Origin of the sequence: Sphingobacterium sp. NGMCC 1.201703, from assembly GCF_047784615.1 — a bacterium.
Taxonomy (GTDB): Bacteria; Bacteroidota; Bacteroidia; order Sphingobacteriales; family Sphingobacteriaceae; genus Sphingobacterium.
In genome coordinates this window covers 193,597-210,567 of the sequence record NZ_JBLOHD010000004.1, presented here as the reverse complement: position 1 = coordinate 210,567, position 16,971 = coordinate 193,597, and the positions used below count along the sequence as shown (strand labels likewise).

Annotated in this window: 10 protein-coding genes; 8 read left to right on the top strand and 2 right to left on the bottom strand. The window is 43.7% G+C overall.

Translation table 11 applies throughout. From position 1 onward, the window contains the following. Positions 1-19 precede the first annotated feature (19 nt). From ACK8HY_RS09285 to ACK8HY_RS09260, 6 genes are all read left to right on the top strand, one after another. Positions 20-475, top strand: coding sequence for a redoxin domain-containing protein (locus tag ACK8HY_RS09285; protein ID WP_077438449.1), 456 nt, complete (start codon positions 20-22; stop codon positions 473-475). Between the two features lie 7 nt (positions 476-482). Further along, positions 483-992, top strand: a complete 510-nt coding sequence (locus ACK8HY_RS09280) for a DsbA family protein (RefSeq protein WP_416133433.1) — start codon at positions 483-485, stop codon at positions 990-992. 292 nt (positions 993-1,284) lie between these two features. Beyond that, a complete protein-coding gene (locus ACK8HY_RS09275; protein ID WP_077438447.1) occupies positions 1,285-4,539 on the top strand; it encodes a SusC/RagA family TonB-linked outer membrane protein in 3,255 nt (1,084 codons plus the stop codon). Positions 4,540-4,550: 11 nt separating this feature from the next. Further along, positions 4,551-6,311, top strand: coding sequence for a RagB/SusD family nutrient uptake outer membrane protein (locus tag ACK8HY_RS09270; RefSeq protein ID WP_416133432.1), 1,761 nt, complete (start codon positions 4,551-4,553; stop codon positions 6,309-6,311). Positions 6,312-6,595: 284 nt separating this feature from the next. Next, positions 6,596-7,180 carry a Crp/Fnr family transcriptional regulator gene (locus ACK8HY_RS09265; protein ID WP_416133431.1) on the top strand — a complete coding sequence of 195 codons (585 nt, stop codon included), beginning with the start codon at positions 6,596-6,598 and terminating at the stop codon, positions 7,178-7,180. Positions 7,181-7,207: 27 nt separating this feature from the next. Next, entirely contained in the window at positions 7,208-8,023 is an 816-nt protein-coding gene (locus tag ACK8HY_RS09260) for a helix-turn-helix domain-containing protein (RefSeq protein ID WP_077438444.1), read from the top strand. Here the strand turns inward: ACK8HY_RS09260 and ACK8HY_RS09255 are convergent, their stop codons facing one another. Beyond that, a complete protein-coding gene (locus ACK8HY_RS09255) occupies positions 8,024-9,148 on the bottom strand; it encodes an MBL fold metallo-hydrolase (RefSeq protein WP_077438443.1) in 1,125 nt (374 codons plus the stop codon). It lies immediately after the preceding gene. A gap of 323 nt (positions 9,149-9,471) precedes the next feature. After that, a complete protein-coding gene (locus ACK8HY_RS09250; RefSeq protein ID WP_416133430.1) occupies positions 9,472-11,058 on the bottom strand; it encodes a sulfatase in 1,587 nt (528 codons plus the stop codon). Positions 11,059-11,223: 165 nt separating this feature from the next. Between ACK8HY_RS09250 and ACK8HY_RS09245 the strand changes: the two genes are divergently transcribed. Further along, entirely contained in the window at positions 11,224-13,479 is a 2,256-nt protein-coding gene (locus tag ACK8HY_RS09245) for a GH92 family glycosyl hydrolase (RefSeq protein ID WP_416133429.1), read from the top strand. A gap of 372 nt (positions 13,480-13,851) precedes the next feature. Next, positions 13,852-16,965, top strand: a complete 3,114-nt coding sequence (locus ACK8HY_RS09240; RefSeq protein WP_416133428.1) for a SusC/RagA family TonB-linked outer membrane protein — start codon at positions 13,852-13,854, stop codon at positions 16,963-16,965. Positions 16,966-16,971: the final 6 nt, after the last annotated feature.

The window sequence follows — 16,971 nt, the reverse complement described above, 5'->3', positions numbered from 1 at the left end:
TAAATTTAAATACGTTTGTATGTTACAGAAAAACGATGTTGCACCGGATTTTACGTTGTATGCGACTCCCGATCAGAAAATCAAATTGTCCGAGTTTAAAGGGTATAATGTGATCCTTGCTTTTTATCCTGCTGACTGGAGCCCAGTATGCAGTGACCAGATGGCCCTTTATAATGAAATGCTAAAATATTTTAAGAAATATGATGCCGAGATCATGGGTATATCGGTAGATAGCAAATGGTGCCATATGGCCTTTGCGCAGTCCAGAAAATTACATTTTCCGCTGCTTGCGGATTTTGAAGCGAAGGGTGAGGTCGCCAGAAAATACGGGGTGTATGATGAGGATGAAGGCGAATGTAAGCGCGCACTTTTCGTGATTGATAAAGAGGGTGTTATCCAATGGAGCTACTTATCGCCAACAGCAGTAAATCCAGGCGCGGATGGTATCATAGAAGCATTAGAAAATCTTAAATAGCGAAATTATGTCATTAAAACCAAAAGTCAGCGACAGGGACCATATCCAAGGAAATAGCAGTGCGGATTTAACGATCGTCGAATATGGCGATTATCAATGCCCACATTGCGGGGCTGCACATCCGATATTGAAAGAGATGATGGCTGAATTGGGATCCCAGATCAGATTTGTATTCCGCAATTTTCCGCTTTCAGAAATGCATGAATATGCACGTCCGGCGGCGCTCGCCGCAGAAGCTGCAGCGCTGCAAGGGAAATTTTGGGAGATGCACGATGCGATCTATGATAACCAGCGGAGCCTAAGCACACGTTTCTTAATGGACCTTGCCGAACGGCTAAATTTGGATGTCGATCAATTTAAGAGCGATATGCAAAAAGAAAGTCTGGAGGAAAAAGTGGAAGGAGATTTTGAAAGCGGCATGATGAGCGGTGTCAATGGAACACCTACATTTTTTGTTAATGGTCAAAAATTTGACGGCGGCGCGGAAGGTCTTGTTCAGATGCTACATGAAAATTGATTGGTATAATCCTGCCCATCGGAGAACCATAAAGCTACAAACTGGTAAGCAAATAACGAAATATCGTTGTTTTGGTAGCAAAGGCCATTTGACCTTCGAAGTCGAGGGAAGCTCTTTGATTGCTTATGTGATTCGTGTTGTTTATAAGTTAAATTTCTATTAAATATAGGTCTGCTAAACCTGTTTAGTTCGGAAGAGTATGGTTATTAATTAAATATTTATTAATATTAAGGTAAATTATAAACCAAGTGAAAGCGCCAACTTTGGGGCTGAATTCTAAACCAGACTAAAAATGCAGAAAACATTACTAATCAGTATGGCGTTGGGTCTCTCATATCCCACCTGGGCAAATGTAGAGCGTAATTATGCCAAATTGAACAGAGAGACGCAAGCTATTGCAATCCAGTCTACCGTAAAAGGTGTGGTAAAAGACAAAAACGGTGCAGCTATGCCCGGAGTGACCATCACCAATTTATCCACCCAGAAAACAACATCTACTGATGCCGCAGGAAAGTTTAACATGGAGGCTGCTATCGGCCAAAAGCTTAGGCTGACCCAAGTGGGGTACAATGAACAGGTGCTGACCATCAATTCCGCTCAGTTACAAATTGTAATGGAGTCCAAGGATACCGAATTGGAAGAGGTAGTCGTTGTAGGTTATGGTACCCAGAAGAAAGCTAACCTGACTGGAGCAGTCGATCAGGTCGGGTCGGAAGTATTTGAGGGCCGCGTACTAGCAAATGCCAGTCAGATGTTACAGGGGGTTGTGCCTAACTTAAACATTGTTCCGGCGGATGGTAAACCCAATCGCGCACCGAGTTTTAATATCCGTGGTGCCACTTCGATCGGACAGGGGGGAAGTGCCTTGATTTTGATCGATGGCGTCGAAGGGGACCCCGCTTCACTCAACCCAAACGATATCGAAAATGTCTCCGTATTGAAGGATGCTTCTTCCGCAGCAATATATGGTGCAAGGGGAACTTTCGGGGTGGTTCTGATTACGACCAAAAGAGCTAAGTCCGGAAAATCTTCCATCAACTATTCTGGAAGCGGATCATTTCAAAAGCCAATTGCAAGACCCAAATTCGTAACAGATGGCTACGAATATGCCTCTCATTTCTTTACGGCCTATAATGCCTGGAATAACTATTCGTCTATCCCAAGTAAACTGAACAAAACGCAGATCTTTACAACGGATTGGCTCAACGAATTCAAACGTCGCAAAGAGCAGGGAATTACGGATGAAGTGACGGTGGATGATAAAGGAAATTACGTTTATTATGGTAATGAAGATTATTACGATGTCCTGATCAAAGACAACACCTTTGTACAGGATCATAATCTCTCTGTAAGCGGCAATACCGAAAAACTGGATTACTACCTCTCCGGACGTGCCTATGGCTACAATGGTATGTACCGTTATAATAGTGATAAATACAAAACTTACAACACAAGGGCAAAAGCCGGTCTGCAGGTAAATGATTGGTTGCGTATCGCCAATAATATTGACTATAACTATGCGAAATACCGCGACCCGACTACAGCTGGTGAAGGAGGAAATATCTGGCGTAATATTGCAGATGAGGGCCACCCATCTTCACCGATATTCAATCCAGACGGTTCACTAAGTTTTTCGGCTGCTTACTCTGTAGGTGACTTTATCTATGGTAAAAATAGAACAGAAACTGAAAACCGGGATCTCCGTAATACGACCTCTTTTGAAACCAAATTCCTGAACAACAGCTTGCGCATCAAAGGGGATCTGACTTTTAGAAACCGCGATTTTAACTCGATCCGGGTACGCGTACCGGTCCCTTATAGTACGCAGGAGGGTAAGATGCTGAAGCTGGAAACAGATATGAACAACAATATTTACCAGGTGGACCAAAACTGGAAATATCTATTTGGAAACCTGTACGGCGAATACGAAAAAACAATAGGTGATCACTATGTCAAAGGTTTGCTGGGCTATAATTACGAACAACGTGTCTATAATTCTTCCTATATCACGAAAACGGGCTTATTGACCGAAAATGTGGATAATATCAATCTGGCTCTCGGGCAAAATACAACCGCTACCGCTGGTTATAATAAGTATCGCAATGTTGGTGTATTTATGCGCGCCAATTATATTTTCAAGGATCGGTACTTATTTGAATTCAATGGGCGCTACGATGGTTCTTCCAAATTTCCAACCAACCAGCAATGGGCATTTTTCCCTTCTGCTTCTGCGGGCTGGCGCATTTCTGAGGAGCCCTTCTTTACCGTTGACAAAAAGATTATTTCTGACCTGAAATTCCGGGCTTCTTACGGTTCACTGGGAAATGGTAACGTGGATCCTTATACCTATATGGATCTCTATGAGATCAGGATCATGGACCGCCTTTTGAACGGACAGAAACCTTCCTATACCTCGGTACCAAAGGTTATCCCTGATAACTTAACCTGGGAAACTGCCCGCACCGCCAATTTTGGAATGGATTTTTCATCACTAAACGGAAAGTTGACCTTTACAGGCGATCTTTACCAGCGCAAGACCTTGAATATGTATACCTTCAGCGTGGAGCTGCCGGATATCTTCGGGGCACAGTCGCCCAAAGGTAACTATGCGGATATGACAACAAAAGGCTATGAACTGAGTATTGCCTATAAAGACCGTTTCGACTGGAACAATAGCCCATTTAACTGGTCGGTAAAAGCGACTTTGGCAGACTATCGCTCGGACATAGACCGTTACGAAAATAAGGCTGGTCTGCTACAGACTGACCGCTATCAAACGGATCGCTACTATGAAGGACAGCGGCTCGGTGAGATCTGGGGGTATGTCACTCAGGGGCTTTTCCAAAATCAGGCGGAAATCGATGCTGCGCCAACACAAAAAGTCATTAGATCCTCCAATTCCGGAATTATCTACCCGGGTGATGTGCGCTTTGCGGATCTCAATGGCGATGGCGTTATCGACTATGGAACCAATACAATCAATAACCATGGTGACAAAACCATTATCGGCAATTACGAACCACGCTATATCTACAGTTTCAATATCAATATGGACTGGAAAAATGTCTATTTTTCTACCTTTTTCCAGGGTGTAGGAAAGCAGAACTGGTATCCGAGCAATGAGTCCATCTTTTGGGGACAGTACAATAGGCCGTACAATAATTTGCCCGAATGGCACCTCAATAACTATTGGACAGAGGATAATCCCAATGGCTATTTTCCACGTTATGCAGGTTACAATGAATCCATTAAGGCAACACCGCAGACACGATACCTGCAAAATATCGCCTATATCCGCATGAAAAATATCCAGATTGGCTATAATTTTCCAAAATCTGTCACGACTAAGCTCAAAATCAGTAGCCTGCGTGCGGGATTGTCCGGTGAGAATTTATGGACCTGGTCACCTTTATACAAAAAAACAAAGGACCTCGATGTGGGCAACCTTATGAAGTCTGACCCGGATATAAGTGATTCCAATAGTGGTGACGGGTTTAACTATCCCGTGATGAAGAGCATCAGTTTTAATTTATCGATTGGATTATAATTGTATTCAAAATGAAAAAGATCTTATTTATACCTATCATAGCGCTCTTATTCAGTTCATGTGAATTGAACGAGCTCCCTAAAGCATCGGCAACCGAAGAGGATATCTTCGGAACGGAGAATGGCCTGAAAAATTATAGCAATTCCTTTTACCGCGATATTACCTCTAGAAGTGATGCCTTTAAGGGGGACGCTATGGCTGATTATGCTGCGGTAAACAGCTTGAATGACTTCATGGTAAAAGGTGCATACTCTGCCGAAATCAGTACTGGCTGGAGCTGGACAGCTTTACGCAATATCAATCAAATGATTGCCAAATGCACAAGTCCGCAATTGAGCGATGCAGTCAAAAACAATTATATCGGTATAGCCCGTTTCTTTAGGGCCTGGTTTTATTACGATAAGGTGGTCCGCTTTGGTGATGTACCCTGGGTAGATCATCCCTTGACCGTCGATGAGAAGGATATCCTCCTCGCACCGAGGGATTCGCGTGAGCTCGTAATGAAACATATTATGGAAGATTTGGATTTTGCCTATGCAAACATTACCGGTGATGGCGCTGATGGCACCCTGATCAATAAATGGACGGCACTGGGGCTAAAGACACGTGTAGCATTATTTGAAGGTACATTTAGAAAATACCACAAATTGAACCTGGCGACAACAGCGGCAGATTTCTTTAAAATGGCCGCTGACGCCGGAAAAATCCTGATGGAAACAGGCCCATATAGTCTATATGTAGCGAACGATCCCAAGATGTCGCAGCGTCAATTATTTGTGAGCAACCAACCGCTGAAGCAGGAGGTTATGCTGGGGCTTGCTTTCAGCAAAGATCAGGCCCTGATGAACGATGCCAACTGGTGGTGGACTTCGGCGACCTATGGGCCTCGACTGAGTCTGGTAAGACCCTTTATTAACAGTATTCTGAACCTTGACGGAACACCTTATACGGATCGTCCAGGTTATCAGACGGAAGAATTTTATGAAGAATGTCAAAACCGTGACTATCGGTTAGCGCAACTGATCCGCACACCAGGATATAAACGAGCGGGTGAGGCTGCTCCGCCAAATTTTGCCAGTTATACGTATACGGGTTATCAACCGATTAAATACACCTTGGATGACCCTTACTACGACAACGGCGCTTATAACACCAATGCAGTTCCCCTGATGCGGTATGCTGAAATTTTACTGAACTACGCAGAGGCAAGACAGGAACTTGGCCTGTTGGACCTAACAGATTGGACCAAGACCATTGGTGCCTTGCGCGCAAGAGCAGGAATTACTTCAGGAAACAATAGCCTGCCGACCAAGGTGGACAGCTATTTGAAAAATACATTCTTCCCTGATATCAATGATCCTGTGTTATTGGAAATACGCCGTGAAAGGCAGGTTGAGCTGGCATTGGAGGGTTTCCGTTTCAATGATTTGAAAAGGTGGAAACTGGGCTCTTTGATGGCCAACCTTTCCTGGACCGGGATCTATGTACCAACACTGGAAAAACTGATGGACTTGGATCACGATGGCAAACCGGATGTAATTTTCTATGATGGTAGTAAGCCGGCTTCGTCCATTACAGCACCAAGTGGGGTAGCTAAAGTTGCGATCGGCGGCGGGAGCAAAAATTTCCAGACGATGACAACAGATAATCACCTCGAATGGTATAAGGCTGTGCCAAGAAGCTGGGAAGATAAACAATACCTTTATCCAATACCTGCTACTGCGATTGTCAAGAATCCCAATCTTGCTCAAAACCCAGGTTGGACAAAATAAGCGTTTTTTTGGTTACCATAAAAAGCATCTCGTAATGAGGTGCTTTTTTATGTTGTCGAACCTGTACTGGAATAAAAGTATGATAAACTGGGCGAAGAGAATTTCATGCTGGCGCTTGTGGACTGTATGCTTTATATTTACATTTATCGTTAACTTGCTGCTGTGAAAATAGCGAAAGCAGTACCCAATATCATGCTGATATCAGGATGCTGTTTTCTTCAGCTCAAATCATAGCTCATTTGGGTTTGGGTTATATTTTACACGAAAATAATTAGATTTAACGCATGCTATACGAAAATATCCTCAAGAATGTATCAAAGTGCATCACGCTGACGGATGAAGAAACCGAACGCTTCACTAGCCTGCTGACCATAAGGAAGGAACCCAAGAAAACGATGCTCCTGCAGGAAGGAGAAGTCTGTCAGTTTGAAGGATACCTTCAGAAAGGCTGTGTACGTATTTATTATCTTGACGAAAACGGTTTTGAGGTGACTTTGGCCTTTGCGGTCGAAGACTGGTGGATCAGTGATATCGCTTCCTTTCATTATCATTCGCCCTCCAGCCTGTATATGGAAACCTTGGAAGAATGTGAATTCCTGATGCTGACACCGGAGACGAAAGAAAAATTGCTGGAGACGGTGCCGAAGTTTGAACGCGTGTTTCGTATGTTGGTACAACGAAGGCTTGCGGTACTGCAAAATAGGCTGATCCATACCATGGCCAAACCTGCTGCTGATCGCTATCTTGAATTTATTGAATTGTACCCAACAATATCACAACGGGTACCGCAATATTATATCGCGTCTTACCTCGGTGTTTCGCCTGAATTTGTCAGCATCATCCGCAAGCGGCTCGCAGCAAAAAAATAGTTGTCAACACTGTTAAAGAAAATTTTTATGAGTATCGATGAAAAAGATTTTGGAAAGGCCTTTTTGTATTCCTGTTACGTTGATAAGGCTTTTGGTCATGAACAATTTATTCCCGAACATGTAGTCATGTTCCAGCTATCCGGTGAAACACACATTGACCATGAAAAGGGAAAGCTGGTGACCAAGGAGGGCCAGCTACTGCTTGCCCGAAGAAATCAATTGGCAAAGGCATTTAAATACCCCTCACAAAATAAGGACTATCAGTCGATCTCAATCTTGCTGCACACCGACCGACTCAAGAAGTTTGCGTTGGATCATCAGCTCTCTTCGGATAAAAAACAGTCTGCCGATACCAATATCATTTTGGAAGGTGATGCCTTTATCAAAAGTTATTTTGAGTCGCTCACGCCCTATGCTGAGGCTTCGGAGCGGGTCAGCCCGAAGATGGAGACCATTAAAATATACGAACTAATCACTTTACTATTGGAGAGATACCCCGATTTAAAAAATTTGCTATTTGATTTCTCCGAACCATTTAAGATTGACCTAGAGGAGTTTATGCTGAAAAATTATAAGTATAATGTTCCTTTGGAGAATTTTGCCAAATTATCTGGTCGTAGCCTGGCGAGCTTTAAACGTGATTTTGAAAAAATATTCCGCACCTCACCCCGGAAATGGCTGCAGGAGAAGCGTCTTTCCGAGGCCTACTACCTGATTGAAAACAAGCGGAAAAGACCCGTGGACATTTACCTTGACCTTGGCTTTGAAAACCTCTCTCATTTTTACGCTTCCTTCAAAGAGAAATTTGGAATAACTCCGGCGACAATTAATTCAATCGCCTAATCAGTTTTTCCACCAGTAACTCGGGCTGTTGTGGAGCTCATCCAGATCAACCACTTCACCGATGCGAGGGGTGAGCAAGGTTTGTTGCTGTAGGGATGCTTCTTTGGAAATACGTTCCAAAGGCTCGTACCATGCATGATTAGCAAGAACAAATTTGGAGGAGTGTACGGGTAATAATTTTGTTGCGCGTAAATCTTTTGCGGCCTGCACTACCTCTTCGGGCATCATGTGGATGTATTTCCAGCTCAAGTCATATTGTCCATTTTCGAGTACCGCCAAATCAAAAGGGCCAAGTTTATCGCCGATTTCTTTAAAATGGCTGTCATAACCACTGTCTCCGCCCAGGTACAGCTTCCGGCTTGGCGTCTCCAGGACATAGGAGGCCCAGAGTGTATTGGCCGACCAAATGCTACGCCCTGAAAAGTGTCGTGCCGGTGTGACCGTTACATGAAATCCATTTCCTAGATCTACTTGATCCCACCAATCTTTTTCTATAATCTGATCCTGACGGTAACCCCAATATTCCAAATGTTCACCCACACCAAGTCCAACGATTATTTTGCCGACTCGGGGCTGCAGTGCTTTGAGTGTTTTGTAATCCATATGATCGTAATGATCATGGGAAATAAATAGGTAATCGATGGCTGGAAGCGCATCCGCTGTTGTTACATCAGCGCCCGCAAAGGCTTTGCCGCTGCCCGGTATAGGCGATATGCTGCCGCTCAATACCGGATCGACAAGAATAGTTTTCCCGTCTGCACGCAACAGATAGGAGGAATGCCCCAACCAGACCAAACCATGGGATTTGGTAAAGAGACTGTCCCAATCGACAGGTACCGAAGGTATCTTGTGCTTGGGGCTGGTTTCGGTTGATTTTTTGAAAAGGTAATCGGAAAGGGCTACCGTCCAACTTTGCGTTAGCTGTGGTGTTGGGCTGCTGTTGCGAAATTTTCCGTCCTTGAATTGCTTCGATTGCTCGATACGTTTAAGTCTTTCTCCTGAGGGCCTTTTGCCAAATTGGGGATGCATCATAAAGCTTGTGATTAATCCGATGAGAACAACAAGCGTTAGGGCTGACCATTTCAAAAATCGGAAGAAGCTTCTGGCTTGGTGTTTTGTTTTCATCTTACTTGTTTTACGATACAAAAATAGCTCGCTCAGCTACCTATTGTTTTTGTGTAAAGCTCAATTTTTATGTGCTGTACGGCTCACGTCCCTACACAAGGGCAGGGCCTTGTTCGAGATAACGTCGCTGTAGACCTATTCAGCTGATTACAGAAGCTGACTGACTAGAGGTAATAGGTTTTTCTGACTGTCCGGTATCTTTATCCGTATTAATGGGGTATCAGTTTTATAAGGTTTAAAATAAAAGCCTTTGCGGTCAAATCGCAAAGGCTTTCTATACAAGTTGAGGCCAACATAAAAAACAGTTTTGTTGAAAATAAAAGCTATTGGTCGACAGATTTTATCTGATCAGGGTAGGGGATCTGTTGTCCGGTAGTCTTGTAGGTAGGCAACTGGGCTTTCCATGTTCGCAGCTGATCGGAAAGGAGCTTGCTAAGCGCACTGGTTTTTTCTTTCATCTGAGGTGCAAGGTTATTCAGCTCACCAATATCCTCCCGCAGGTTATAAAGTTCCAATTTGCCTTGCTTCATATCGTAAAGCAGTTTATAGTCACCTTGGCGTATGGCCGAAAAGAAATTGATACCGGGCCCATCGGGAACGGTCCATTTGTTGGGAACATTCCAGACGAGAGGACGCTGGTTCCAGCTGTTGTCTGCTTTGTGTGCCATTAGCTGAGTTAGATCCTTGCCATCAGGCTGTTGCTGCACGAGCTGATAATCTGTTACTTTGGCCATTTGGAGTATGGTCGGAAAGAGATCTTCTACCAGGACCGGAATGGGAGTGCTGCTTGCTTGATGCATGTTGGCCTGTTTAATCAATAATGGAATGCGGATGCCCCCTTCATAGAGCGAGCCTTTGCCTGCCTTGAGCGGGAGGTTTTGGGTATGGGGCTCGCCCGACCGTGGCGGGCTGAGACTGAGCCCACCATTATCGCTCAAAAAGATAATTACAGTGTTTTCGTAGAGATTTTTGTCTTTTAGGAACTGTACGATATCGCCCATGCTTTTGTCATAGCCTTCGACCAGCGAGGCATAGGCCGCTTCTGTCGAATCCAGCCCACGGTCAAGGTATTTTTGTACAAACCTGGGATCAGGCTGAATAGGTACATGCACGGCATAATTGGAGAAATGAAGGAAGAAAGGTTCCTTGCGGCGGATGGGTTCCTCCAGCGCTTTCAATGCTTCCTGCGTCAGCGCTTCGGTCAGAAAAGTGGATGTGCCATGATACTCCATCAGATCTGGAACGGCTTGGTAACTTGCCTTACCGGGCAGGTTGCCATAATTTTGCTCCCCATAGTAGTTCTGAGGATGTCCGGCGGAATGTCCGGCTACGTTGACCATAAAACCCAGATTGAGTGGACTGGCACCCGGAGTGCCGGCAGAGCCCCAGTGCGCTTTACCAATATGGATGGTATAATACCCGTTGGCCTTGAGTATGCTTGGAAATGGCGTCGCATAAACAGTATGGGGAATATGGGGCACAGGGCTCAACCCATTGATATTCCAGTCCGGAGGATGGAGCAGTTCGTCCTTACTATCTGTGGCGGTATTGGCTTTGGGGTTTGTCCAGTTGGTGACCCGGTGATGTGCTGCATTCAACCCAGTTAGAAAGCTCACCCGAGAAGGGGTACACACCGGCGTCGCATAAGCATTCGTGAATTTGGTCGCATCTTTGGCCAGCAGTTCCAGATGGGGCGTATGAAACTTTTCGTTAATTGCTGTTTTGTTTTTATAAAAAGGTTCAGACATGTCCTGCCAACCCAGGTCATCTACAAAAAATACGACGATATTGGGCCGGTCGGTCGGGCTAATCTGCTGCGCCTTGCTGGCGCTCTGGGCATGGACCGTCGATCCGATACCCCAGCATAACAGCGATAAGATGAGTAACCTGTTGTTTTTGAAGGATAACATAGAGACAAATTGAAGGTTTACTGCTTTTATTGGAATAAAGCTTACCTAATATAAGTATTATCGCTTAACATGCAAATTTCCATCCTTGTATTTCATCAAAAAAAACTAACTTTAGAGGCGAAACTTCAGTTTCCTCATAAACCATTGATTACTTAATTAATTATAATGCTAAATAAGAATCTCAAATTGAAATCTAAGGCAATTGTACGCACGATCTGTTGCTGTACTTTTTTTTCGATTTTTGTGCTAAAAGGTTTTTCCCAGGCCAAAAACGCAAAAGACCTCGTGGATTATGTCAATCCATACATGGGAAATATCAGTCATTTACTGGTACCGACTTATCCGACGGTCCACCTACCCAACAGTATATTACGGGTGTACCCCGAAAGAGGGGATTTTACCTCGGACCGTTTGTATGGTCTGCCGCTTATCGTAACGAGCCACCGTGGCTCGTCGGCCTTCAACCTGAGTCCAATGTTGCGTTTGCCAAATCAACTCCGTCCGGTACAATTGTATAGTTATGATCAGGAGGAGATCAAGCCTTATCGTTATTTCGTTGTTTTGGATCAGGAAGATATTAAAGTGGATTATGCACTATCGCACCAGTCGGGTATGTATACTTTCACGTTCCCGAATACGTCCACAAAATATCTGCAGTTTAATTCACGAGAAGGGGAACTGCAATGGGATGGTCAGGCGCTGTCGGGAATACAGGAAATTGGCAATGGGACACGTGTATATATTTATGCGGTTCCTGAGATCAAGCCTAGTGCAGTAAGCAAATTGCAAGGGCAACAGCTGGAAAAAGGAACAGAGGCCAAAGGACGGAATGCTTGCCTGGTACTACAGTTTGACCAGCCGGGAGCTAATTTAAAAATGAAATACGGAGTTTCATTTATTGATGCCGCGCAGGCCAAAGCAAACCTGAACCGTGAGATTGCTGATTTCGATCAAAATAAACTAGCGGAAAATGGACGTAAAATCTGGAATCAGGCCTTGGGAAAAATCGCTGTTGAAGGAGGCAATGAATCCGACAAAAACGTGTTTTATACTTCCTTATACAGAACTTATGAGCGTCCGGTAAACATTTCCGAAGGCGGACGTTATTTTAGCGCATTTGATGGCAAGGTTCATTCGGACGAAGGAAAGCCATTTTTTACAGATGACTGGATCTGGGACTCTTACCGTGCGCACCATCCCTTACGCGTACTGTTGGAGCCGGGGACGGAATCCAATATCCTCAATTCTTTTGTACGGATGTCAGAGCAGATGGACAAACCTTGGTTGCCGACCTTTCCAGAAATTACGGGAGATAGCAGAAGGATGAATTCCAACCACGGGGTTGCAACCTTGCTGGATGCCTATCGTAAGGGCATCCGTGGCTTTGATATTCAGAAGGCTTATCTAGCGGCAAAAGGAGCAATCACCGAAAAGACTTTGGCGCCATGGTCGGATAAACCTGCTGGAAAAATGGATGATTTTTTCAAAGAAAAAGGCTATATCCCGGCCTTGCATCCGGGCGAAAAGGAAACGTATCCCGAAGTACATGGCTTTGAAAGACGCCAACCGGTGGCTGTTACACTGGGCACATCCTATGACCTCTGGTGTCTGGCGCAACTGGCCAATGAATTGGGCATAAAAGCAGATTATGACCTGTTTATGAAGCAATCTTTCAATTATAGAAACCTATTCAATGAGCAGACCAAATTTTTCCACCCGAAGGATGAAAAAGGTAATTTTATCATGCCTTTTGATTATGTTTTTTCCGGGGGACAGGGTGCCCGTGAATATTATGGCGAAAATAATGCCTGGATATACCGTTGGGATGTGCAGCACAATATTCCGGATCTGATCAAATTGATGGGGGGTAACCAGTTGTTTGTACAGTATCTGGATGAAATGTTCCAGCAGTCACTCGGTCGCTCTAAATTTGATTTCTATGCGCAGCTGCCAGATCATACCGGCAATGTAGGTCAGTTTTCAATGGCAAACGAGCCGGCGCTGCATATTCCTTACCTATACAACTACGCTGGACAACCTTGGATGACGCAAAAACGTATCCATAAGCTGATTGGGGAGTGGTTCAGAAATGACCTGATGGGGGTACCCGGGGATGAGGATGGCGGTGGTATGTCGGCCTTCGTCGTTTTCTCTCAGATGGGTTTCTATCCGGTTACTCCGGGGCTGGCTTCCTATAGTATCGGATCTCCATTTTTCGAGAAAACAACGTTAAGCCTGCCAAATGGAAAATCTTTTGTAATTATCGGAAAGAACGCTTCGTCCAAAAATAAATATATTCAGTCGGCTACCCTTAATGGAAAACCGTTGAATAGCACACAATTAAACCATGCCGATATCCTGAAAGGTGGCACGCTTGAGTTTATGATGGGAGATAAGGCCAATAAAAATTGGGGAAATTAGCGTGATAATTGTTTATCTTACAGTGGGACGATACGCCTTTAAATTTTGAAGATACACTTTTAAATTATAAGATCTCCTGTTTGATTTTAACAAAAACAAGGTCCGTTAGTCTATCGACTAACGGACCTTGTTGTATTTTGAGATCCCCTTTTTTTGACATTAGTTTATGCTATCGGTTGCATGCGATTTTTGAATAAGAAGGTGACATAAGCATATTTTTTATTATCAACACAATCGATTGCGCTATTCACGCAATCGATTTCGTTTGTCCAATACTTTGTTCCCAAAGATTATCCCTCTAATTTAAGGGACTAAACCTGTCAATCTTAAACTGAAAAACTGATTGACACAATAATAACTAACTATTTAATTATGATTTCAAAATTTACAAGTAACCAAAAGGTAAGCCTACTTGCTATTGCTCTTCTTGTGGCGTCTTCGCAACAGACATTTGCGGCAGATCGGCCAGCTGTATTGATAAATGCCGGGCTTGTCGTTGAACAAAATCCGATTGGAGGTAAGGTCACGGCAGCGGATGGGCCATTGGTAGGAGCGACGGTTTCGGTGAAGGGTAGCTCGGTATCAACATCCACGGATGCGAAAGGTGCATTTTCAATTAAGGCAAAAACCGGTGATATTTTGGTCGTAAGCAGTGTGGGCTATAAATCCAAAGAAGTGACCGTCAGCGGGAATACGGTTTCCATTCAATTGGAAAGTGACAATTCGGCGTTGGAAGAGGTCGTCGTGGTCGGATTCGCCAAGCAAAAGAAAGTGAATCTAACGGGTGCGGTACAGGCAATTAGTTCAAAAGACTTACAAGATCGCCCCGTGACGAACGTATCATCAGCTATTCAAGGTAAATTTTCCGGTGTAACCATCACGCAGAATTCCGGTCAGCCGGGTAAAGACAATGGTACTATACGCATTCGTGGTCTAGGGACTATCAACAACGCCAATCCTTTGGTGATTGTGGATGGGATCGAAAGTTCGATGAATAATATCAATCCAAATGATATTGAAAGTGTATCCGTATTGAAAGATGGTCCGAGTGCTGCAATCTATGGTTCGAAGGCAGCCAATGGCGTGATTTTAATTACAACAAAAAAAGGCGGTAGTGGCAAACCGCAATTAAATTATACAGGATACGCCGGTATTCAGGATCCAACGCGTCTGCCGGAATATATGAATTCCTATGATCATGCTGTAATCTTAAATGAAGCGCTAAAGAACGAGGGAAAAGATATTCGTTTTTCAGCTCAAGATCTCGAGCTTTTCAAAAATGGCTCCGATCCGGATGGGCATCCCAATACAGATTGGTTAGGTTTGTTGTATAAAGGCTCGGGATTTCAACAGTCCCATAACATGCAGGTAACAGGCGGAACGGAGGATGTACAATATATGGCTTCCGGTGGATACTTGGGCCAGAAAGGTGTGATTAAAGTAGCGAGCTCTGATCGGTATAACTTACGGACCAATGTAGGTGCTAAAGTATCAGAAAGATTGCGCTTTGATCTGGGATTGGCCTATAATTACCAACGGATCACCGAACCGGTAAATCCATATACAGGTGATATGGCGCAGATCTTTAGACAGGTCAATCGGATTCCAAGCTTTATTCCATACAAATATAGCAATGGTGTATACGGTCGTGGTAGTGATGGTAACCCTATCGCCTGGATGGATATGGAATCGAAAGACAATATGATCTATAAGCATACGCAGGTCAATTTTTCGGGGGAATTTAAAATCTTGGAAGGTTTGAAAATTAAACAAGTCATTGGATTTCAACCCATCGATAATATGTCTTCCAAATTTGTTAAAGAAATTCAATACCAGGACCAAAATGGTGGTCTAGGGCCTAAACAAGGAATGAATAACTTAACAGTCTATAATTTCCAATCGGAGCGGTTAACTTTTCAGACTTTGCTGACTTATGATAAAAAAATTGCTGATCATCAATTTAATGTCTTAGGTGGATTTATGGATGAGACGTTCAAGGCTGACTATTCCAGTGCCTACGCGCAAGGTTTTTTGAATCAAGAATTTCCAGAACTTAATTTAGGAAGCAGAGACGGCATGAAGGTGGATGGCGGTGCAAAGAAATTAATTTTGCGTTCTTTCTTTGGGCGGATCAATTATGCTTTTGCGGATAAATATCTTCTGGAAGCCAATGTAAGACGTGACGGAACCTCGCGTTTCCTGGGAAATAATCGCTGGAGTACCTTCCCTTCGTTTTCGGCAGGATGGCGTATTTCACAGGAAGATTTTTTCAAAGAATCTGCGTTAGCTGATGGAATATCAGAATTGAAATTAAGAGGGGGCTGGGGTAAATTGGGTAATCAGCAGTTGTCTGCAACCTCGGACAATTTATACCCGACGGGCGATGCTTTCTATCCAGGCATATTCACCATTTCTCCTGGATTTAATTATCCGTTTGGGACCAAACCTGTTTCTGGTGGGGCAACCGTACAATCTGCCAATCCGTTATTGCGCTGGGAAGCGACCACAAGCACAAATATCGGTTTGGATCTGAACTTAAAGAATAATTTAGGTTTTGTCTTTGAATATTTTGATCGCCGTACAGATGGTGTATTGCTAAAACTACCTGTATCAGAGCTATACGGCCTTCCTTCTCCATACCAAAATGCAGGTAAAGTACAAAATAATGGGGTTGAATTACAGATCAATTATCAAAATAGCGTTGGTGACTTTAAATACAGTATTGCTGCCAATGGTTCCTACATCAATAACCAGATTAAAAAATGGGCAAGCGATGAACCACAGGTGAATGGAACATTTTATGTCTATGAACAAGGGAGACCGATCCGTTCGTTTTATGGTTATGAATCTGCTGGAATCTATCGTTCAAATGAAGAGTATAAAAATAGTGGAATAAAAGGTGTAAATGAGGAAATAGGTGCCGGGGATATTATTTACAAAGATCAAAATGGTGATAAGAAAATTGACGGTAATGATCGGGTGTATTTAGGTTCGCCAGATCCAAAATTCATCTTTGGCTTGACGTCAAATATGAGTTATAAAAATTTTGATCTAAGCCTATTTTTCCAAGGTGCAGCCAAAGTGAGTGGCTACCTATGGGGCGAAGCTATCGGTGGAATCTCTGGGTCAGATAAGCCAACAACCATCTATGCGGATCGCTTTAATGCCGAAACAAATCCAAATGGATCTATGCCACGTGCATTGACCAGCTGGGCACAAAATAGCCCTTCGGGTACTCCTTCGGACTTCTGGATTCAAAATGCGAGTTATGTACGTTTAAAAAATATCACTTTTGGCTATACGCTACCAAAAACGTTTACAGATAGAATCGGAATCAAGGGCGCAAAACTATATTACAGCGGCCAAAACCTACTGACGTTTACGGGCTTTGCAAAAGGATTTGATCCGGAAGCGCCGGCAGATTCGCGTGGTAATTACTATCCGCAGGTAAAAACAAATGTCTTTGGTCTTAACGTAAACTTTTAATTGTAA